This is a genomic window from Spirilliplanes yamanashiensis (genome assembly GCF_016863475.1).
GTDB classification, from domain to species: domain Bacteria; phylum Actinomycetota; class Actinomycetes; order Mycobacteriales; family Micromonosporaceae; genus Spirilliplanes; species Spirilliplanes yamanashiensis.
Genome location: NZ_BOOY01000044.1, coordinates 21469 through 40050 on the forward strand (window position 1 = coordinate 21469; position 18582 = coordinate 40050).

Sequence of the window (18582 nt, forward strand, 5' to 3'; positions counted from 1 at the left end):
CCATGATGCCCGGGGTGCGCGACGTGCTGAACCGGTTCCGGCCGACCGGCGTCCCCGGCCCGGCGGCGGCGGCCGCGGTCCCCGCCGACCGGCGCGCCGCACTGGCCGCGGAGCTCGCGCCGGTCCTCGCCGAGCTGGCCGACACGAGGGCGGTGGCCGAACGCATCGTCGCCACGGCGCGCCAGGAGGCCGACCGGCTCCGCGCGGACGCCGCGGCCGCCGCCGCCCGGCTGGTCGCGGACGCCGACGCCGGCCGCCCGGCGGCACGTGCCGCCGCGTTCGCCGCCGCGCGCACCCGCGCCGAGCGGGCGGCCACCGACCGCCTGGCCGCGGGCCGCCGGGAGGCGCAACGCATCGACCGGCTCGCCGCCGACCGCGCTCCGGCGCTCACCGACCGGGCGGTCGCCGTCGCCGACGAGCTGCTGCGCGGCCCGGCCGCCGCGGCGGTGCGGTGATGGGCGCCAAGGAGGTGGCCGGGGCCGTGCGGGGCCGCGCACTCGCCCGGCGCCGGCTCGGCCCGGCGCTCGCCCGCCGCCTGGCCGGCCACGCCGGGCTGGACCCGGCGCTCGCCGATCTGGCGACCGGGCCCTACGGCCGGTACGCGCGGCCGGGACAGGACCTCGCCACCGCGGAACGGGCGATCGCCCGCACCCTGCTGTGGCACCTGCGTGTGCTCGCCGGCTGGCAGTCGCCGGCGGCCACCGAGCCGGTCCGGTTGCTGGGGGCGGCGTTCGAGCTGGCCAACCTCGGCGACCACGTGCGGCGGATCACCGGTGGCCCGGCCGTGGAGCCCTACGAGCTGGGCGCGTTCGCGTCCGCCTGGCGGCGGCTCGGCGCGGCCGCGACCACCGCCGAGGTGCGGGCCGTGCTGGCCGCGTCCGGCTGGGCGGACCCGGGCGCGGACACGCCGTGGGCGCTGACCGTCCTGCCGCGGCTCGGCTGGCTGCGCCGCGTCGCGGACCGGGTCCCGGACGCGCGGCCGTGGGCGGCCGGCGCCGCGCTGCTGCTGCTCGCCCGTGAGCACCTGGTCCGCGGCCGGCCGGTCGGGGACGCCGCCGCGGAGCAGCTGCGGCCCCTCGTCGGCGCGGGCTGCCTCGGCGCGGCCACCGTGCCGCGGCTGCGGGCCGCGGCGGCCCGCCCGGCCGGCTGGGTCCTCGACGGCATCGACGAACCCGACGCGCTGTGGCGTGCCGAGGTGGCCTGGTGGCGGCGGGTGGACTCCGACGGCGGGCGGCTGCTGCACGGCTCCGGCTTCGGCCGGCCGGTCGCCGTCGGCTGCGCGGCGGTGCTGGCCGCCGACGCGTGGCGGGTGCGGGCCGCGCTGGAGAGCGCCGCGCACGGGCACGGGACGGAGACCTTCGATGCGCTGGCGTGACGCGGTCGAGCCCGCCCGGATGACCCGGATCGCCGTGGTCGCGCCGGCCGACCGGTGCCGCGACGCACTCGTCGCGGTGGCGGAGCTCGGCTGTGTGCAGCCCGACGACCCGGTGGAGGGCCCGGCCGGCGGTCCGGCGGCCGACGCGCTGCGCGGCCTCGGCGGTGCCGCCGCCGCACCGCAGCTGGCCCGCGCGGCGGCGGACCCGGCCGCGCTGGCCCGGGCCGGCCGCACCGACCTGCTCGCCGGCGAGTCCGAGCTGGAGCGCTTCGCCGCCGCCGCCGTCCGCGACGCGGGCGTGGTGGCGTGGGTCGGCTGGTGCCCCGCCGACCGGCTGCCCGCCGTGGGCGACCGCCTGGCGGCGGTGGAGGCGGCGGCCGTCCCGCTGCCCCACCCGGACGGCGCGGAACCGCCGACGTTGCTGCGACCCGGCACCGCCGTGCGGCGCGCCTTCGCCCCGCTGGTGCAGACCTACGGGACCGTGCCCTACGCCGACGTCGACCCGACCGTGCCCGCCGGGGTGGCCTACGTGGTCATGTTCGGCGTGATGTTCGCGGACGCCGGCCACGGCCTGCTGCTGGCCGCGTTCGCCGCGCTGCTGGCGGCGGGCCGGCCCCGGCGGCTGTCCCGCCTGCACCGGATGTGGCCGTTCGTCGCCGGCGCCGGGCTGGCCAGCACCGCCGCCGGAATCCTGCTCGGCGAGTTCTTCGGGCCCACCGGGGTGCTGCCGGTGCGCTGGCTGTCCCCGCTGGAGGAACCGGTGCGGCTACTCGCGGCGGGCGTCGGGGTGGGCGCGGTGCTGCTCGCCGCCGCGTACGTCGCCGGCGCCGTCAACCGGTGGCGGGAGGGCGGCGCCCGGCTGGCCCTGTACGCCCCGTCCGGCATCGCGGGGGCGGCGCTGTTCGCCGGCCTGGCCTGCCTGGCGGGCGGGCTGTACCTGGGCCGCTGGGCACTCGCCGGGCCCGGCGCGGCCCTCGCGGCGGTCGCGCTGGTGCTCGCCGCGGCGGGTCTGTGGGCGGCGTCGGGCGGCGGTGCCGCCGGCGCGGTGCAGACCGGCGTCCAGCTGGTCGACCTGGCCGTGCGGGTGGCCGCCAACCTGGTGTCGTTCGCCCGGCTGGCGGCGTTCGGGCTCACCCACGCGGCGCTGGGCGCGCTCGTGTGGTCCGGCGTCACGGGCCTGTGGCAGCACGGCACCGCGGCCGCCATGGCCGGGGCGGTGGTGCTGTTCGCGGCCGGCAACGCCCTCACGTTCGCGCTGGAGGCGCTGGTCGCCGGCGTCCAGGCGCTGCGCCTGGAGTACTACGAGCTGTTCTCGCGGGTGTTCGACGGCGAAGGCCGCCCGTTCCGCCCGTGGCGGCTCTCTGTCGAGGAGGTGTCCCCATGACGGTGTGGATGGCCGCCCTGCCGGCGCTCGCGGCCGGCGTGGCCGGTGGGTGGCTGCTGGCGCGCGGACGGCGCCGGCTGCCGGTGCGGTTCGCGCTGATGGTCAACGCCGGGCTGCTGATCGCGGCCGCGGTGGTCGCGGCCCTCGCGGTCAGCGGCGGGGTCGCCCAGGCCGCGGCGCCCGCGGGGTCCGCCGAGGGCGGCGGCAACTGGGCGGCGCTGCTCGGCGCCGCGGTCGCGGTCGCGGGGTCGTCGATCGGCGCCGCGATCGCGGTGGCGTACACGGGAGCGGCCGCGCTGGCGGCGATGAGCGAACGGCCGGAGCTGTTCGGGCGGGCCATGGTGGTCGTCGGCCTGGCCGAGGGCATCGCGATCTACGGCCTGATCGTCGCCATCATCCTGATCGGGCGGGCCTGACCGTGGCACGCGTGGCGATCATCGGGGATCCGGTGCTGATCCGGGGCTGGGCGCTGGCGGGAGTGCTGCCACTGCCGGCGGCGGACGCCGCGGCCGCCCGGGCCGCGTGGGCGGCGCTGCCCGCGGACGTGGGCCTGGTGGTGCTCACGCCGCACGCCGCGGCGGCGCTGGAGCGGGGCCCCGACCGCCCCGCCGTGCTCCGGGCGGTGCTGCCGTGACCGCCCGCCCGGCGCCGGCGGCCGTCCGTGCGGCCCTCGGACCGGTGCGCGCGGCACTGGTGCGCCGCGCCAGGGCGGAGGCGGCGCGGCTGCGCGCGGCTGCGGCAGCCGAGGCGGCCGAACGGCTCGCCGCGGCGCGGGCGCGGGCCGCGGAGATCACGGCGGAGGCCGAGCGGGGCGGGCAGGCGGACGCGGAGACTCTCGGCGCGGCGACGGTCGCGGCGGCCGGGCGCGACGCGCGCCGGCTGGCGCTGGCCGCCCAGCGCCGGGCCTGGGACGGCCTGCGCGCCGCGGTGCGGCGGCAGCTGACCGTGCCGGGATCCCGGGAGGCGCTGGCCGCCCGCGTCGTCGCCGCGCTCGGACCGGCCGCGACGCTCACCGAGATCCCCGGCGGCGTCGCCGGGGAGGTGCCCGGGCGAAGGGTCGAGCTGACCCTCGACGCGCTCGCCGACGAGGCCGTCGGCCGGTTGGGCCCGGCGGTGGCGGAGCTCTGGCGGCCATGACCGCCTCGACCGTCACCCGCGTGGACGGCCCGCTGGTGGAGGTGACCCACGGCGGCCGGATGGCCATGTTCGACCTGGTCGAACTCGGCCCCGCCCGGCTGCCCGGCGAGGTGGTGGCGATCCGCGACGGGCTGGCCACCGTGCAGGCGTACGAGTACACCGGCGGGCTGCGCCCCGGCGACCCGGTCCGCGGGGAGGGCACGCCGCTCACCGCCCGCCTCGGCCCCGGCCTGCTCGGCGCGGTCTTCGACGGGCTGCTCCGCCCGCTCAGCGGCGGCCCGGTCTGGCTCGTGCCCGGGTCGTCGGCCGCCGGCGCGGACGGCCGGTCGTGGCCGTTCACCCCGGCCGTCCGGCCGGGGCAGGGCGTGGCCGCGGGTGACCTGCTCGGCACGGTGCCCGGCCCCGGCGCGGTGGACTACCGGATCCTGGTGCCGCCCGGCGCCGGCGGCCGGGTCGGCGCGGTCGCGCCCGCCGGGCCGCTGACCGGCACCGGCGTGGTCGCCACGGTCGGCGGGACGCCGGTGCCGCTGTGCGCCCGGTGGCCGGTGCGGCGCCCGCGGCCGTGCCGCCGCCGGGTGCCCGCCGGCACCCCGCTGCACACCGGCCAGCGCGTGCTCGACCTCCTCTTCCCCGTCCTCAAGGGCAGCACCGTGGCGGTGCCGGGCGGCTTCGGCACCGGCAAGACGATGCTGCTGCAGCAGATCGCGAAGTGGTGCGACGCGGACGTGATCGTCTACGCCGGGTGCGGGGAGCGCGGCAACGAGATGGCCGACGTCGTCGCCGACCTGTTCGCGCTGCCGGACCCCCGGACCGGCGGCCTGCTCGCCGACCGCACGGTCGCCATCGCGAACACGTCCAACATGCCGATGATGGCGCGCGAGGCGAGCGTGCACACCGCCGTCACGGTCGCCGAGTACTTCCGCGACATGGGCCGGGACGTGCTGGTCATCGCCGACTCGACGTCCCGGTGGGCGGAGGCGCTGCGCGAGTTCGCCGCCCGCAACGGCGCGCTGCCCGCCGAGGAGGGCTACCCCGCCGACCTCGCGTCGGCGCTGGCCGCCTTCTACGAACGGGCCGGGGCGGTGGACACCCTGGGCGGCCTGCGCGGCTCGGTGACCATCGTCGGTGCGGTCTCCCCGCCCGGCGGCGACCTGACGGAGCCGGTGACGGCGCACACCCAGCGGTTCACCCGCAACCTGTGGACGCTGGACCGGGAGCTGGCGTACGCCCGGCACTACCCGGCGGTGTCCTGGGCGGCGTCGTTCTCCCAGGACGCCGGCGCGGCCGCGGCCTGGCACGGGCGGAACAACGACGGCGCGTGGGTGGTGCGCCGGGCGCGCGCCCTGACCCTGCTCGCCGAGGCCGACCGCCTGGCCGCGCTGGCGGACCTGGTCGGCCTCGGGGGTCTCGCCCCGGCGGAGCGCGTCTCGGTGCACACCGCCCGGCTCCTGCGCGACGCGGTGCTGCGGCAGAGCGCCCTGTCGGCGAACGACGCCTCGTGCGGCCCGGCGAAGGGCGCGGCCCTGGTGGAGGCGGTGCTGACCGTGGGCGACGCCGCCCGGCGGCTGGTCGACCGCGGCGCCGACCCGGCCCGGATCGACGCCGTGGACACCGGGCCCCTGGTACGCGCCCGCGACGCGGCGGGCGCCGAGGACACGGCGGCCGTCGCGGCCGCCCGCGACGCGGTGCTGACCGCCCTGGAGGCGACGACGTGACCGGGTACGGGGCCGTGTCGTACACGGCGGTGCGGGAGCTGTACGGCCCGCTGGTGGTGCTGTCCGGGATCGGCGGGGTCGGCTGGGACGAGTCGGCCACCGTGCGGCTGGCTTCGGGCGAGGAGCGGCACGGCCTCGTGCTGGCCGTCGACCGGGACCTAGCCGTGGTGCAGGTGCTCGAGGGCACGGCGGGGATGGATCCGGAGGCGACCGCCGTCACCTTCGCGGGCGAGCCGCTGCACGTGCCGGTCGGGCCGGGCTGGCTGGGCCGCACCTGCAACGGCCGCGGCGACCCGATCGACGACGGCCCGCCCGTGCTCGGCGAGCGGCGGGCCTCGGTGGCGGGGGCACCGCTCAACCCGGTCTGGCGGGACCCCCGGCCGAGCCGGTGCTGACCGGCGTGTCCGCGGTGGACGCGCTGACCACCCTGGTCAGGGGGCAGAAGCTGCCGGTCTTCTCGCACGCGGGACTGCCGCACCTGAGGCTGGCGACCCAGATCGCCGCGCAGGCGACGGCCGGCGGTGCGCCGTTCGCGGTGATCTTCGCCGGGATGGGCCTCACCCACGCCGACGCCGACGCGGTTCGCGACACGCTCGACGCGCGGGCCGCCGCGGGCGAGCTCACCCTGCTGATCAACACCGCCGACGACCCCGTCATCGAACGGATCCTGACGCCGCGGCTGGCCCTGACGGTCGCCGAGGACCTGGCCTTCGCCGAGGGCCGGCACGTGCTCGTCGTGATGACCGACATGACCAGCTACGCGGAGGCGGTCCGCGAGGTGTCCGCCGCGCGCGGCGAGATGCCCGGCCGGCGCGCCTACCCCGGCTACCTGTACAGCGATCTCGCGTCGCTCTACGAGCGCTGCGGACGGGTCCGCGGCAGGCCCGGGTCGGTCACCGTGCTGCCGGTGCTCACCATGCCGGGCGGCGACATCACCCACCCCGTGCCCGACCTCACCGGCTACATCACGGAGGGGCAGATCGTCCTGTCGCCGGACCTGCACGCCCGCGGCGTCTACCCGCCGGTGGACGCGCTGTCGTCGCTGTCGCGGCTGATGCGCCACGGCGCCGGGCCGGGCCGGACCCGCGACGACCACCTGGATCTGGCGGCCCAGGTGCTGGCCGCGCTGGCCCGGGCCCGCCAGGCCGCGGAACTGGCCGATCTGGTGGGGCCCGCCGGGCTGAGCGACGTCGACCGCCGCTACCTCGACTTCGAACGGGCGTACCGGTCGGGGCTCGTCGCCCAGGAGGAGGGGGCACGGTCGCTGGCCGAGACGCTGCGGCTGGCCTGGGACGCCGTGCTGGTGCTGCCGCGCAGCGAGCTGGTGCTGCTGCCGGACCGGCTGCTCGACGCGTACGGACGGCCGTCGTGACCGCCCCCGTGCCCGGCGCCCCGCCCGGCCGGGCGGGGGTGCTGTGGCTGCGCCGCCGGCTGGCCGCGGCCGACGCGGGTGCCGGCCTGCTGACCCGCAAGCTGGTCATGCTGACCGCCGAGGCGCGGCGGCGCGACGCCGAGGCGCACGCCGCCGAGGACCGGTGGCGCGCCCTGGCCGCCGAAGCGGGCCGGCGGCTGGAGCGGGCCGGGATGATCGACGGCGACGCCGCCGTCACGGCGGCGGGCGGGCCGGCCACCGTGGACGTCCGCTGGGCCACCCTGCTCGGGGTGCGCTACCCGGCGACCGCGACCTGCGCCGCGCCGGCCCGGCCGCCCGGCGCGGCGCCGGCCGGCGGCAGCGCCGCGCTGCAGGCGGAGGCGGCCGTGCGCGCCGCGCTGCCCGCCGCTGCCCGGTGCGCGGCGGCGGCCCGGGCCGCCGCGGAGATCGACCGCGAGGTCACCCTCACCCGGCAGCGGCTGCGCGCTCTGCAGCGCCGCTGGATCCCCCGGCTCGCCGCCGCCCTGCGGAGCGTGCAGGCGCAGATCGAGGAGGCCGAGGCCGCCGACGCGGTGCGCCGCCGGTGGGCCGCCGGCGCGAGACGGTCCGGCGGATCGGGACCACCGGCCCTGTCGGCCGCCCGGCGGCCGGCGCAGCGTGAGGGGTGAAGGGAAGGAGGCCGCCATGACCACGCGGCTGACACTCGACCAGTGCGGGCTGAACACCGGGAAGAAGACCCGCCTGCACCGCATCCTCTACCGGCACGGACTGGGCAACGGCACGGCGCTGTTCCTGCCGTACGACCAGGGCCTGGAGCACGGGCCACGAGACTTCTTCGCCAATCCCGACGCGGCGAGCCCCCGCTACATCATCCGGCTGGCCCTGGAGGGCGGGTTCAACGGCATCGCGATCCAGATCGGCCTGGCGGAGAAGTTCTACTGGGACTACGCCGGCGAGGTGCCGCTGATCCTCAAGCTCAACGGCAAGACGGAGATCCCGTCCGACGCCGAAGCCCTGTCACCGCTGCACGCCACCGTCGCCGACGCCGTGCGGCTCGGCGCCGACGCCGTCGGCTACACCCTGTACGTCGGCACGCCGGCCCAGGAGCGCGACTTCGCCCAGCTGCAGGCGGTGCGCCGCGACGCGCAACGGCTCGGCATGCCGCTCATCGTGTGGGCGTACCCGCGCGGCGCCGCCATCGCCGCCAAGGGCGGCAAGGACTCGTTCTACGCCGTGCACTACGCCGCCCGCACCGCCGGCGAGCTGGGCGCGGACATGGTGAAGGTCAACTTCCCGCACCCGGAGAAGCGCACCGCCGTGCCGGCCCCGTACGACCGGGAGTACTCCACCGGCAACGCCGTCGAACAGGTCGTGCGCGCGGCCAACCGCACCTTGCTGCTGATCTCCGGCGGGGCCAAGGCGGGCGACGACGCCATGATCGAGAAGGCCTCCGAGTCGATGGCCGGCGGCGCCACCGGGCTGATCTTCGGTCGCAACGTCTGGCAGCGTCCGTGGCCGGAGTCACTGCGGTTCGTGACCCGCCTGCGCGACGTCCTGGCGAAGTACCCGACGGTGTGACGCGAACGCGAGAGGGGGCAGACCCATGCGGGTGCTGCTGGTGTACGAGTCGATGTTCGGCAACACGGCGCTGATCGCCCAGGCGGTCGCGGACGGGATGAGCGGACGCGTGCACGTGCGCGTCGCGGACGCGGCCACCATGCCGGAGGTGGCCGGGATGGACGCCGTCGTGGTGGGCGCGCCCACCCACGCGTTCGGCCTGAGCCGGCCGTCCACCCGGCTGGGCGCGGCCGAGCGGGGCGCGCCGGCGCCCCCGGACCGGCCCGGCACGAGGGAGTGGCTGGCCGCCCTGCCGCACGCCGCGCTGCCCGCGGCCGTCTTCGACACGGTGTTCGCCAAGCCGATCCTGCTCGGCTCGGCGGCCGGCAAGGCGGCACGGCTGCTGCGCCGGGCCGGGTACCGGTTGATCGTGCCGCCGGAGAGCTTCTGGGTCACCGACACGGCCGGGCCGCTGCGCGCCGGTGAGCTGGACCGGGCCCGCCGCTGGGGCGAGCAGATCGCGGCCGCCGTCGCCGCGCCGCAGCACACCGGCTGAGGCAGGCGCACGGGGAGGACGACGGGCCCGCCGGCCGCCGGTTTTAGGCGAAGCGTTCGTATTCGGACGGACTGGGCTTCCCAGCCGGCGAGGCGCCGCCTACGGTGAGCCGTCGACGTTGCCCGTCGCCGAGCACCGGGAGGCACGGTGGCCCTGCGATGCCTGCCCAGGCGTGATCTGACCAGCGGCGTCACCACGGTCCGGCTCACCGGTGACCTGGATGCCCGGACCGCCTCCGACGCCCGCGAGGCGATCGAGGGGCAGGCCGCCGAGTGCCCGGCGGCGGTGATCGTGGACGTCGGCGGGGTGCGGGCCGCCGACGCGGCGTCGTGCGACGCGCTGATCCGCGCCCGCGACACGGCCGCCGACCGGTGGGGCGTGCCGGTGCTGCTGTGTTCCGCCCCGCCGGACCTGGCCGGCCTGCTCGGCGCGGGGCGCCGGCGTGCGACCGTCTACCCCGACCAGCACCGTGCGGTCCGGGCGGTGGCGGCGACCGTGCCCCGCTGGCAGTACCTGCAGCTGCCGCCCGTGCCCGAGGCGGTGTCCGACGCCCGAGGGCTGGTGGGCGACGCGTGCCTGTCCTGGGGGCTGACGCGATTGCGCGACGCCGCGCGGCTGGTCGCCACGGAACTCGCGGCCAACGCCGTCCGGCACGCGCGCACGGAGTTCGCGGTGACGACGTCGCTCAGCGACGTCTACCTGCGGGTGGGGGTGCAGGACGGCAGCCCGGTCATACCGCCGGGCCCGACCGGGCGGGGGCTGATGATCGTTGCCCGCCTCGCCGAGCACTGGACGACGGTCCGGCTGCCTGCGGGCAAGCTCATCCTGGCTCTGTTGCGCCGCCGGGGTCCGGCCGGGACCCCCGGTCACGCGGCGACGTCGATGAAGATCCTCCCGGTCAGCTCCCCGACCCGGTAGCCCACGACGTCGTCGAGCCCGATGGCGACCGACACGTGCCCCTCGAAGTCGCCGGCCACCGCGTACCCCCGCATCATCGACAGGTCGAGCCGGCGGGCGCCGGACAGCGTGGCCGTCCCGTCGTCCTCGTGCGCCTGGGCCGGGCTCAGCACGACCAGCAGGAAGCGGCGGCCCGGGACCGCCACCGGGCGGTCGGACGGGTCGGTGCGGACCTCGTCGACGTAGCGGACCGTGTACCCGGGCAGGGCGCCGCGGATGTCGAACACGAGCCGGTCGAAGCCTTCCCGCGGGTGCGCGGCGGCGCGGATCCGCAGCACGACCGGCACGGGCGGCACGGCCGGCCGGTGCACCACCGTGGTCGGCCCGGAGGTCCACGGGGAGACGGTCCAGTGCGCCGCACCCGGGGCCGGGGTGCCGACCGGCGTGCTCGCTCCCGGCGTGGCGGGACGGGCCGACGGGGGCGACGACGGCGGCGACGGGCGCCCCGACGGGCCGGGTGACGGCGCCGAGCTCGACGTCCCCGGTGCGCCCGGCACCGGCCCGGGGGTGCCGGGGGTGCCGGCGTCGCCTCCGCAGCCGGCCGTGGCGGCGACCGTCACCGCGGCGACCACGATGCCGAGCCGGGACAGGTGCAGGTTCATGACGACTCCCTCCGGCGAGCCGGCCGGCCTCGGCACGGCCGGGCCTCACCTTTCACGCTGCGCCGCCCGCCGTCGCCGGGGCAGGGCCGGTCGGCCCGCGGCGGGCGCCGTCGGTCCCCGTCACGCGGCGCGGGACCTTCGGCCCTGTCGATCGGTCGCCGCGACGGGTCAGCCTGGCCGGGGAGGGAGGGGGCCATGCGAGGGTTCCGGCACGCCGGCAGCACGATGCGGACCGGCGGCACGGTCGACGCGACCGAGATCCTGGTGCGCGGCCCGGTCACCACCGACGACATCACCCGCGGTCCCGCGCTGATCGCCGCGATGGTCGCCGGCCGGCCGGTCACGGGGTTGCGGCTCAAGATGGCGGAGTACCGCGACGTACCCGCCGTGGCGCAGGTCAACGTCGAGCTGGCGGGCCGCCTGGTCCGCGGGCAGGCCACCGGCGCGTCGGTGCGCCAGGCCGTGCAGCGGGTCGCGGCGTCCCTGCCCGAGCGGCTGAGCCGGCTGGAGCAGCGCCTCGCGGCCGCCGGGCCGGGCCGGCCGTCGTACGCCGGCGAACGGTGGGAACGGCGTGCCTGCCGGGTCGTCAGCCCGGCGGTCCGGCCGCTGGGCGGCCGCCGGGCGGTCGTCCGGCACAAGTTGGTGCCGCCGGCCGTGCTGGAGCGCGACGCCGCGGCGTTCACCATGGACCTGCGGGACTACGACTTCCACCTGTTCGTCGACGCCGCGACCGGCTGCGACGGCGTGCTCTACCGCGCGGCGCCCGGCTACCGGCTGACGTTGCGGGGGCCGGCGGCGCCGCCGGTCCGCACGGCGGCGCCGATCGGCGTGGACGCGGAGCCGCCACCGGCGCTGACCCTGGCGGAGGCCGTCCGCCGGCTCGACCTGACCGGCCACCCGTTCGTGGTGTTCGCCGGCCTGGCCGGCGGCCGCACCGAGGTGCTGTACCGCCGTTACGACGGCCACCTCGGCATCGTGACCCCGCCGTCCTGAGCGGCCAGCCGGGCCATGGCGCGCCGGTAGTGCCCGGGCGTGACGGCGCCGTCGATCAGCCCGCGGGCCAGCCTCCCCTCGGTGGACTGCGGCGGCGCGATGATCGGGCCCAGGCACGGGTCGACGCGCGGAGTCCGGCCGGCCGGTCGTGCGGCGCGCCGGCGGGCCCACCGGTGGAACCAGGCCTGGGTGAGCACCAGGACGACGAACAGGATCACCCACCACATGCCCTCACCCCCTCGACCGCCATCGTCGCCCGGCGGCGCGGGGCCGGGCAGGGCCGGACGCCCTGTCCCGGCCGGGCCTGAGGCCGGGTCGTGCGGCGGGGCCCGGCCGGCCGGTCGCCCCTACCGCCGGATCGGCCGCGAGCGGCACCGTGGAGGGTGGGGAGGACACCATGGACGACGAGATCGTGGTGGGTGTCGACGGACGGTTCCGGACCCGGGCCGCGGTGTGCTGGGCCGCACGGGAGGCCGCGGCGCGGCAGCTGCCGGTGCGGCTGATCGCCGTGTACCCCGGCGGGCCACCGGCCGGGCTCACCGGCGCGTTCGACCGGGCGGCGCGTGCCCTCGCCGCGGCGGAGCTGCTCACCCGCGGCGAGGCGCCCGGGCCGGCCGTGCGCCGCACCGTCGCCCGCGGCGCCGCGGGCGACGTGCTGGTGGCGGCGTCGCGCGACGCGGCGCTGCTGGTCGTCGGCGGCCGCGGGCGGCCCGGCTCGGTCGGCCACCGCGTCGCCGCCCACGCCACCGTGCCCGTCGCCGTCGTGCGCGGCCGGGACGCCGGCGGTCCGGTGGTGGTGGGCGCCGACGGATCACCCGCCGGCGAGCGGGCGGTCGCGGCGGCGTTCGAGTTCGCGGGCCTGCACGGGTGCGGGCTGATCGCCGTCCGGTCGTGGGTGCCCGAGGCTCCGGCCCTCGACGACGACGGCCTGCCGCTGCTGTACGAGCCCGAGGAACGCCCCGCCGTCGAGCGCTGGGCGCTCGGCGAGACGATCGCCCGGTGGCGGGACAAGTTCCCGAACGTGCCGGTCGAGCCGGAGGTCTCCGGCCGGAACGCCGCGGACGCGCTGATCGCGCTGTCGGCCGCGGCCCGGCTGGTGGTGGTCGGCCACCGCACGGGCCCCGCCGCCGCCCGGACGCTGGGCTCGGTCAGCCTCCACGTGCTGCACCACGCCCGCTGCCCCGTGCTGATCACACACGGCTGACCTTCGGCGGCGCGGTACGCCGTCCGGCACGGACGAGGACGTGAGAGCGATGCGACAGACGATCCGGTTCGGCCGGGTGGCCGGCATTCCCATCGGCGTGCACTGGTCGGTGTTCGTCATCCTGGTCCTGCTCACGGAGGGGCTGGCCGCCGGCGTTCTGCCGGACGGCGCCCCGGGGCACGGCGCCGTGGCCTACTGGGTCACCGCCGCGTTCGTCGCCGCGGCGTTCCTGGCCGCGCTGCTGGGTCACGAGCTGGCGCACTCGCTCGCCGCGCGGCACTACCGGGTCGGTGTCCGACAGATCACGCTGTGGCTGCTCGGCGGAGTCTCCGAGCTGGACGGCGACCCGCCGCACCCCAGGGCGGCCCTGGTCATCGCCGGCGCCGGGCCCGCGGCCAGCCTGGTCGCCGCCGGCGTCTTCGCGGCCGGCGCCACCCTGGCGGCGGCGACGGGCGTGCCCGCGCTCGCCCGGGTGGCGCTCGCCTGGCTGGCCCTGGTCAACCTCGTGCTGGCGGCGTTCAACCTGCTGCCGGGCGCCCCGCTGGACGGCGGCCGGGTGCTGGCGGCCGTGGTGTGGTGGATCCGTGGTGACCGTGCCCAGGCGCTGCGGGCGGCGGGCACGGCCGGCACGGTGGTCGGCGGGGTGCTCGTGGCGGCCGGGTTCGCGGTGGTGCTGGTGGCCCGCAACCTCGCCGGGCTGTGGTGGATCCTGCTCGGCTGGTTCCTGATCGGCGCCGCGCGGACGGAGACGGCGCAGGCCGCCCTGGCCGGACCTCTCGCCCGGACGACGGTGGGGCAGGCGATGGGCTCCCCCGCGGTGTGCGGGTACACCTCCCAGAGCGTGTCCGCCTTCGTCGTCGGCGTGGTCCGGCACCAGCCGCACCGGGCGTACCCCGTGCTCGACCTCGACGGCCGGGTGGCCGGGACGGTGACGGTCTCCGCGCTGCTGCGCGTGCCCGCGGCCCGGCGCCCCGGCACGCTGCTGTCGGCGGTGCTGAACCCGTCGGCGTCGCGGCGGGCGCTGAACCCCGGCACCACGCTGCCGGACGCCGCGGACCAGCTGACCGCCGCCGGCGGCCTGATCCCGGTGCTGGCCGAGGGGCGGCTGTGCGGCGTCCTCACCGCGACGGATCTCCGGCATGCGACCGAGGTGGCGGCGCTCGGCGGCATCGTCGACCGGACCCGGGCCGACGGCATCCACCCGGCCGCACCCACCTGAGGACAGCGCGGGCCGGCGGCGGACGTCACCGCCGGCGGCGCGGCCCCGCGGCCGGCACCGTCGGCAGGGCTGCGACCTCGTCGTCGGTGATCCGCCGGAAGTCGTCGGAGTACCGGCCGACCGCGCCGAACGGCTCCGATGGCGCTGCGGCGGGACGTGTGACGGCCACGCCGTCCATCGGCTGACAGGTTGTTCGACGGCCCGCGGGCAGGGGCGGCGTGCCGCCACCCCTGCCCCTTGCGTTCAGCCCACCGGGCCGAGCTGCGTCTGCGGGTTGAGGAAGGGCTGCCACCGGGCGCCTCGAACAACCCGGTCCTTCAGCTGGAAGGTGTTGAGTCCCTCGGTGATGTTCGTTTCGAAGATGCGGCCGTTGTACCAGTAGCTGCCCCAGGCCCCGGCCAGCGTCAGGTTGGCGGGATCCTGCGGGCGTGGGTCCGACCAGGCGACCGTGCGCGGCCTTCGGGGATCGGTGAAGTCGACGACCCAGGTGCCGGCCTGATAGGCGCCGGTGACGAGGACGTCGCGCCGGGCGGTGGGCACGATGCCGTAGTTGTGGATGGTGCAGTTCTCGGTGGCAGCCTGCGGCCTGGGCAGCACCCAGGTGCCCAGCAGGCGACCGGTGGCGGTCTCGAAGAAGAAGATGCTCTTGTTGATCGCCGGGTCGGTCGCCTCGCACTCGGGCGCCACGCCGCCGCCCGGCTCCCAGCCCATGACGGTCACGCGGCCGTCGTAGCTGAACTGGCCGGAGTGCCACGAGCTGACACCGGGAACGGTGAAGCTCCGCAGGAACCGGGGCCTGGCGGGGTTGCTGATGTCGAAGACCACCGAGACGTCACCGGCGCACACGGCGAGCCGGCGGCCGCGGTTGATGAGCACGCCGATGTCGTGACAGTCGTTCGCCACGACCGCGCCTGCGGACCGGCCGAGCGGGACGTCCGCCACGACGCGCGCCCGGTGCGGCGCGCGCAGCGGCACCTCGACGATCTGGAACTTGCCGTGCTCGGCCGCGCAGCGGTTGCCGAACCGCGTCCTCGGGTACTCGGGTGCCGCGCCGCTGCTGGACACGTAGATCAGCACCCGGTCGTTGCGCGGGTCAGGAACCACGGTGTGGGTGTGCGAGCCGCAGTCCGTGCCGACGACCGTGACCAGGTCGCGGGCACTCGCTCGCCGGGTGTCTCGGACGCGGAAGATCTGGATGCCCTCGAAGCCGCCCGTCTGCGAGAGCACCGCGGGACTGTCGTTGTTGCAGGTCCCTTGCGCCGTCGTTGCGGTGACGGGGGCGTCGACCGAGCGGAAGACCAGGTTGCCCCACACGCCGACGTCGCCCTGGAACACCCCGCAGTCCACCTCCGACAGCACGCGCGGGGAGTGGGGCCGGGACACGTCGATGATCCGGAATCCGCCCCACCACACGCCCTGATAGGCGAGCTTCCCCCAGAACGCCACGTCGGTGAAGAAGGGCTGGAAGAAGTCGGTGGCCGGTCGATTGTCGGCGGTGTGTCCGGCCGGCTGCAGGTTACGGGTCCCCGGGTCGCCGTCGTGTCCGGCACTGCCGGGTGTCGCCGGTACCAGCAGGGCGAAGATCGCCAAGACCACAACCGCCAGACGTCTGCTCTGTACCATGCTCGCCTCCCCGAGCCGGGATCGCTTTCCTGTCACGTTCCTCCCGGTCGAGCACTGAGGACATCGGACGACAAGCGGCGTCGTGCAGCCGGAATTCGCTCAGTGCGTCAACCCGCCGCGCCGCCTGCCTGGGCAGCCGGCCGGAGGCCGTCGAGGGTGACGGCGACCAGGCGGCGCACGGCGGCCTCCGACGGCAGGTCCGCGGACGCTGAGAGCGCGTGGATGCAGTAGGCGGCGAGTTAGGCGGGCGGGATGTCGTCCCGCCCGTCGCCGGTGACGATGCCGTCGGCGAGCAGGTCTCGGATGAGGTGCTGCAGGTGCCGCGTGGCGTGCGCGACGTGATCGCCTCGATGGAGGGCTGCAGCCACGTCGGCCGAGCGCTGGCCGCGCCGGATGCCGGCGTACGCCGTCAGGACGGCAGCGATCCGCCTCCCCGGCCCGCGGTCAGTCCTTGGCCGGCGACGATGTCCGCAACGGCGTCGAGCGTCGTGTCGCGGACCGAACGGCGGTGCTCCTCAACCGTGTCCTTCCAGAGCCTCGGCAGTCATGACAGGGGAACCGCCTGACGGCATCGCGCCCGGCACCGCGAGCCCCCCGCCCACCGCGAGGTCGCGCCGCGGCGAATCGTGATGGCCGAGACACAGCACAGGGCCTTTACCGGTACCCCCAGGGGGTATAGTCTCGGATCGGAGGGAGCCACCATGCGACACAGCGACACCACCCATGACACGTCCGGCCACCACACCGAGCAGCATCACGGACATGGCGACGACCACGGGCGCTCCGCCGGTCCGGCGACCGCCGCGATGCCCGAGGACCACAACGCGCACGCGGGTCACGACATGGACGCGAGCGGCGGCCACGGAGCGCACGGCGGCCATGACAAGCACGCCGGCCATGACCCTGAGGCGTTCCGGCGCAAGTTCTGGCTGAGCCTGGTCCTGACCGTCCCGATCGTGGTGACGAGCCACATGGTGATGGACTGGTTCGGCTACAGCCTCGACTTCCCGGGGATGAGCTGGGTCGGCCCGGTTTTCGGCTCAGTCGTCTTCTTCTACGGCGGCTGGCCGTTCCTCGCCGGCGCCGTCAGCGAGATCCGCGACCGCGCCCCGGGCATGATGCTGCTGATCTCGATGGCCATCACGGTCGCCTACGCGGCCTCCCTCGCCACCAGCGTCGGCGCCTTCGACCTGGACTTCTGGTGGGAGCTCGCCGCCCTGGTCACCATCATGCTGCTCGGTCACTGGCAGGAGATGAAGGCCATCGGCCAGGCGCAGGGCGCGCTCGCCGCGCTGGCCGCGCTGCTTCCGGACGACGCGGAGCGCATCGCCGGCGACGGCACCGTCGAGCGGGTGCCGGTATCGGCGCTCCAGGTCGGCGACACGGTCCTGGTCCGCTCCGGCGGCCGGGTCCCCGCCGACGGGCGCATCGTCGACGGCGCCGCCGAACTCGACGAGTCCATGATCACCGGCGAGTCGCGGCCGGTCTCACGCAGCGTCCGCGACCGGGTCGTCGCCGGCACCGTCGCCACCGACTCGGCGATCCGCGTCCGCGTCGAGGCCATCGGCGAGAACACCGCCCTGGCCGGCATCGGCCGGCTCGTCGCCCAGGCCCAGGCGAGCAGCGGCCGCGCCCAGGTCCTCGCCGACCGGTTCGCCGCCATGCTGTTCTACATCGCCACCGCCGCCGCGCTGATCACCTTCGCGGTGTGGTGGGCGCTCGGCGACGTCGACCAGTCCGTGGTGCGGACCGTGACGGTGCTGGTCATCGCCTGCCCGCACGCGCTCGGCCTGGCCATCCCCCTGGTGATCGCCCTGTCCACCGCCGTGTCGGCCAAGGCCGGCATCCTGGTCAAGGACCGCCTCGCCCTGGAGCGCATGCGCACCGTCGACGCGGTGCTGTTCGACAAGACCGGCACGCTGACCAAGGGCGCGCACACCGTCACCGCCGTTGCCGCCACCGCCGGGCACGACCAGGGCGACGTGCTGCGCTTGGCCGGCGCGGTCGAGGCCGACAGCGAACACCCGCTCGCGCGGGCGCTGGTCGCCGTGGCGCACGACCGCGGGCTACACGCGACCGCACACGACTTCCGGTCCCTGACCGGCCGCGGCGTGCAGGCCGTTGTCGGCGCCGACACGTACGCAGTCGGTGGGCCGTCGCTGCTGCGGGAGCTGGGGGCCACCGTCCCGGACGACCTGGCGCAGACGGCGCAGGGCTGGTCGCCGCGCGGCGCCGCGGTGCTTCACCTGGTCCGGATGCAGGCGGGCCACGGTCCCGAGGTGCTCGGCGCCTTCGCCCTGGAGGACGAGGTCCGTCCCGAGGCGCGCCAGGCCATCGCCCAGCTGCGCGAGCAGGGCGTCAAGAAGATCGTCATGATCACCGGGGACGCCCGTCCGGTGGCCGAGGCGGTCGCCGCCGATCTGGGCTTCCGGCCCGGCGTCGACGAGGTCTTCGCCGAGGTCCTGCCCGCCGACAAGGACCGGGCGGTCGCCGAGCTGCAGGCCCGCGGACTGACCGTCGCCATGGTCGGCGACGGCGTCAACGACGCCCCCGCCCTGGCCCGCGCCGACGTCGGCCTGGCCATCGGCGCCGGAACGGACGTGGCGATCGAGTCCGCCGGCGTCGTGCTCGCCTCGTCCGACCCGCGCGGCGTCACCGGCGTGATCCGGCTGTCCAAGGCCTCGTACCGCAAGATGATCCAGAACCTCGCCTGGGCCGCCGGCTACAACGTGATCGCCATCCCGCTCGCGGCCGGCGTGCTCGCCTGGGCCGGCATCACCCTCAGCCCGGCCATCGGCGCCGTGCTGATGTCCGCCTCCACCATCGTGGTGGCGCTCAACGCCCAGCTCCTGCGCCGTGTCCGGCTGACGCCCGACCAGCGATGAGAC

22 protein-coding genes are annotated in these 18582 nt (G+C 77.0%); 18 read left to right on the forward strand and 4 right to left on the reverse strand.

Annotated elements, in window-relative coordinates:
- Positions 1-14 precede the first annotated feature (14 nt).
- The 13 genes from Sya03_RS30140 (at position 15) to Sya03_RS30195 (ending at position 10014) form a co-directional block, all read left to right on the forward strand.
- The gene (locus Sya03_RS30140) at positions 15-455 is read left to right on the forward strand and encodes a hypothetical protein (protein WP_203941853.1); all 441 of its coding nucleotides are present in this window, start codon (positions 15-17) and stop codon (positions 453-455) included.
- Positions 455-1375, forward strand: coding sequence for a hypothetical protein (locus Sya03_RS30145; RefSeq protein ID WP_203941854.1), 921 nt, complete (start codon positions 455-457; stop codon positions 1373-1375). Before Sya03_RS30140 ends, Sya03_RS30145 begins: the two co-directional genes overlap by 1 nt.
- Entirely contained in the window at positions 1362-2759 is a 1398-nt protein-coding gene (locus Sya03_RS30150; protein ID WP_203941855.1) for a V-type ATPase 116kDa subunit family protein, read from the forward strand. Before Sya03_RS30145 ends, Sya03_RS30150 begins: the two co-directional genes overlap by 14 nt.
- Complete coding sequence (locus tag Sya03_RS30155) at positions 2756-3175, forward strand: ATP synthase subunit C (RefSeq protein ID WP_203941856.1); 420 nt, start codon at positions 2756-2758, stop codon at positions 3173-3175. Before Sya03_RS30150 ends, Sya03_RS30155 begins: the two co-directional genes overlap by 4 nt.
- An 11-nt stretch (positions 3176-3186) precedes the next feature.
- The gene (locus Sya03_RS30160; protein WP_203941857.1) at positions 3187-3393 is read left to right on the forward strand and encodes a hypothetical protein; all 207 of its coding nucleotides are present in this window, start codon (positions 3187-3189) and stop codon (positions 3391-3393) included.
- Positions 3390-3896: a hypothetical protein gene (locus Sya03_RS30165; protein WP_203941858.1), complete on the forward strand. Its 507-nt coding sequence runs from the start codon at positions 3390-3392 to the stop codon at positions 3894-3896. The genes Sya03_RS30160 and Sya03_RS30165 overlap by 4 nt, the downstream gene beginning before the upstream one ends.
- Positions 3893-5611 carry a V-type ATP synthase subunit A gene (locus Sya03_RS30170; RefSeq protein ID WP_203941859.1) on the forward strand — a complete coding sequence of 573 codons (1719 nt, stop codon included), beginning with the start codon at positions 3893-3895 and terminating at the stop codon, positions 5609-5611. Before Sya03_RS30165 ends, Sya03_RS30170 begins: the two co-directional genes overlap by 4 nt.
- Positions 5608-6006 (forward strand): hypothetical protein, encoded by a 399-nt coding sequence (locus Sya03_RS31435; protein WP_239107963.1) that lies wholly within the window; start codon positions 5608-5610, stop codon positions 6004-6006. The genes Sya03_RS30170 and Sya03_RS31435 overlap by 4 nt, the downstream gene beginning before the upstream one ends.
- Positions 6007-6011: 5 nt before the next feature.
- Positions 6012-6983, forward strand: a complete 972-nt coding sequence (locus Sya03_RS30175; protein WP_239107964.1) for a V-type ATP synthase subunit B — start codon at positions 6012-6014, stop codon at positions 6981-6983.
- Positions 6980-7651, forward strand: a complete 672-nt coding sequence (locus Sya03_RS30180; protein ID WP_203941860.1) for a V-type ATP synthase subunit D — start codon at positions 6980-6982, stop codon at positions 7649-7651. Before Sya03_RS30175 ends, Sya03_RS30180 begins: the two co-directional genes overlap by 4 nt.
- A gap of 16 nt (positions 7652-7667) precedes the next feature.
- Positions 7668-8561, forward strand: a complete 894-nt coding sequence (locus tag Sya03_RS30185) for a class I fructose-bisphosphate aldolase (protein ID WP_203941861.1) — start codon at positions 7668-7670, stop codon at positions 8559-8561.
- Between the two features lie 25 nt (positions 8562-8586).
- Positions 8587-9096 (forward strand): flavodoxin domain-containing protein, encoded by a 510-nt coding sequence (locus Sya03_RS30190; RefSeq protein WP_203941862.1) that lies wholly within the window; start codon positions 8587-8589, stop codon positions 9094-9096.
- A gap of 147 nt (positions 9097-9243) precedes the next feature.
- Positions 9244-10014 (forward strand): STAS domain-containing protein, encoded by a 771-nt coding sequence (locus Sya03_RS30195; protein WP_203941863.1) that lies wholly within the window; start codon positions 9244-9246, stop codon positions 10012-10014.
- Here the strand turns inward: Sya03_RS30195 and Sya03_RS30200 are convergent.
- Entirely contained in the window at positions 9963-10655 is a 693-nt protein-coding gene (locus Sya03_RS30200; RefSeq protein WP_203941864.1) for an AMIN-like domain-containing (lipo)protein, read from the reverse strand. The genes Sya03_RS30195 and Sya03_RS30200 overlap by 52 nt on opposite strands.
- A gap of 195 nt (positions 10656-10850) precedes the next feature.
- Between Sya03_RS30200 and Sya03_RS30205 the strand changes: the two genes are divergently transcribed.
- On the forward strand, positions 10851-11648 hold the full coding sequence (locus Sya03_RS30205) for a sigma 54 modulation/S30EA ribosomal C-terminal domain-containing protein (RefSeq protein WP_203941865.1): 798 nt from the start codon (positions 10851-10853) through the stop codon (positions 11646-11648).
- Here the strand turns inward: Sya03_RS30205 and Sya03_RS30210 are convergent.
- Positions 11609-11875 (reverse strand): hypothetical protein, encoded by a 267-nt coding sequence (locus Sya03_RS30210; protein WP_203941866.1) that lies wholly within the window; start codon positions 11873-11875, stop codon positions 11609-11611. The two genes, Sya03_RS30205 and Sya03_RS30210, sit on opposite strands and share 40 nt — an antisense overlap.
- 170 nt (positions 11876-12045) lie before the next feature.
- Here Sya03_RS30210 and Sya03_RS30215 point away from each other — a divergent pair, with 170 nt between their 5' ends.
- Complete coding sequence (locus Sya03_RS30215) at positions 12046-12852, forward strand: universal stress protein (protein WP_203941867.1); 807 nt, start codon at positions 12046-12048, stop codon at positions 12850-12852.
- Positions 12853-12901: 49 nt separating this feature from the next.
- Entirely contained in the window at positions 12902-14071 is a 1170-nt protein-coding gene (locus Sya03_RS30220; RefSeq protein ID WP_203941868.1) for a site-2 protease family protein, read from the forward strand.
- Between the two features lie 25 nt (positions 14072-14096).
- Here Sya03_RS30220 and Sya03_RS30225 read toward each other — a convergent pair whose 3' ends face one another.
- Positions 14097-14240 carry a hypothetical protein gene (locus Sya03_RS30225; RefSeq protein WP_203941869.1) on the reverse strand — a complete coding sequence of 48 codons (144 nt, stop codon included), beginning with the start codon at positions 14238-14240 and terminating at the stop codon, positions 14097-14099.
- Between the two features lie 74 nt (positions 14241-14314).
- Entirely contained in the window at positions 14315-15661 is a 1347-nt protein-coding gene (locus Sya03_RS30230; RefSeq protein WP_203941870.1) for an LVIVD repeat-containing protein, read from the reverse strand.
- Positions 15662-15912: 251 nt separating this feature from the next.
- Between Sya03_RS30230 and Sya03_RS30235 the strand changes: the two genes are divergently transcribed.
- Positions 15913-16260 (forward strand): hypothetical protein, encoded by a 348-nt coding sequence (locus tag Sya03_RS30235; RefSeq protein ID WP_203941871.1) that lies wholly within the window; start codon positions 15913-15915, stop codon positions 16258-16260.
- Positions 16261-16500: 240 nt separating this feature from the next.
- Positions 16501-18579, forward strand: a complete 2079-nt coding sequence (locus Sya03_RS30240; RefSeq protein ID WP_203941882.1) for a heavy metal translocating P-type ATPase — start codon at positions 16501-16503, stop codon at positions 18577-18579.
- Positions 18580-18582: the final 3 nt, after the last annotated feature.

What these genes read in the sequence shown, in the direction of transcription:
- Sya03_RS30170 (WP_203941859.1), top strand. Translation starts at nt 3,893, where the DNA reads ATGACCGCCTCGACCGTCACCCGCGTGGACGGCCCGCTGGTGGAGGTG.
- Sya03_RS30155 (WP_203941856.1), top strand. Translation starts at nt 2,756, where the DNA reads ATGACGGTGTGGATGGCCGCCCTGCCGGCGCTCGCGGCCGGCGTGGCC.
- Sya03_RS30215 (WP_203941867.1), top strand. Translation starts at nt 12,046, where the DNA reads ATGGACGACGAGATCGTGGTGGGTGTCGACGGACGGTTCCGGACCCGG.
- Sya03_RS30185 (WP_203941861.1), top strand. Translation starts at nt 7,668, where the DNA reads ATGACCACGCGGCTGACACTCGACCAGTGCGGGCTGAACACCGGGAAG.
- Sya03_RS30190 (WP_203941862.1), top strand. Translation starts at nt 8,587, where the DNA reads ATGCGGGTGCTGCTGGTGTACGAGTCGATGTTCGGCAACACGGCGCTG.
- Sya03_RS30145 (WP_203941854.1), top strand. Translation starts at nt 455, where the DNA reads ATGGGCGCCAAGGAGGTGGCCGGGGCCGTGCGGGGCCGCGCACTCGCC.
- Sya03_RS30220 (WP_203941868.1), top strand. Translation starts at nt 12,902, where the DNA reads ATGCGACAGACGATCCGGTTCGGCCGGGTGGCCGGCATTCCCATCGGC.
- Sya03_RS30210 (WP_203941866.1), bottom strand. Translation starts at nt 11,875, where the DNA reads ATGTGGTGGGTGATCCTGTTCGTCGTCCTGGTGCTCACCCAGGCCTGG.
- Sya03_RS30150 (WP_203941855.1), top strand. Translation starts at nt 1,362, where the DNA reads ATGCGCTGGCGTGACGCGGTCGAGCCCGCCCGGATGACCCGGATCGCC.
- Sya03_RS30200 (WP_203941864.1), bottom strand. Translation starts at nt 10,655, where the DNA reads ATGAACCTGCACCTGTCCCGGCTCGGCATCGTGGTCGCCGCGGTGACG.
- Sya03_RS30205 (WP_203941865.1), top strand. Translation starts at nt 10,851, where the DNA reads ATGCGAGGGTTCCGGCACGCCGGCAGCACGATGCGGACCGGCGGCACG.
- Sya03_RS30240 (WP_203941882.1), top strand. Translation starts at nt 16,501, where the DNA reads ATGCCCGAGGACCACAACGCGCACGCGGGTCACGACATGGACGCGAGC.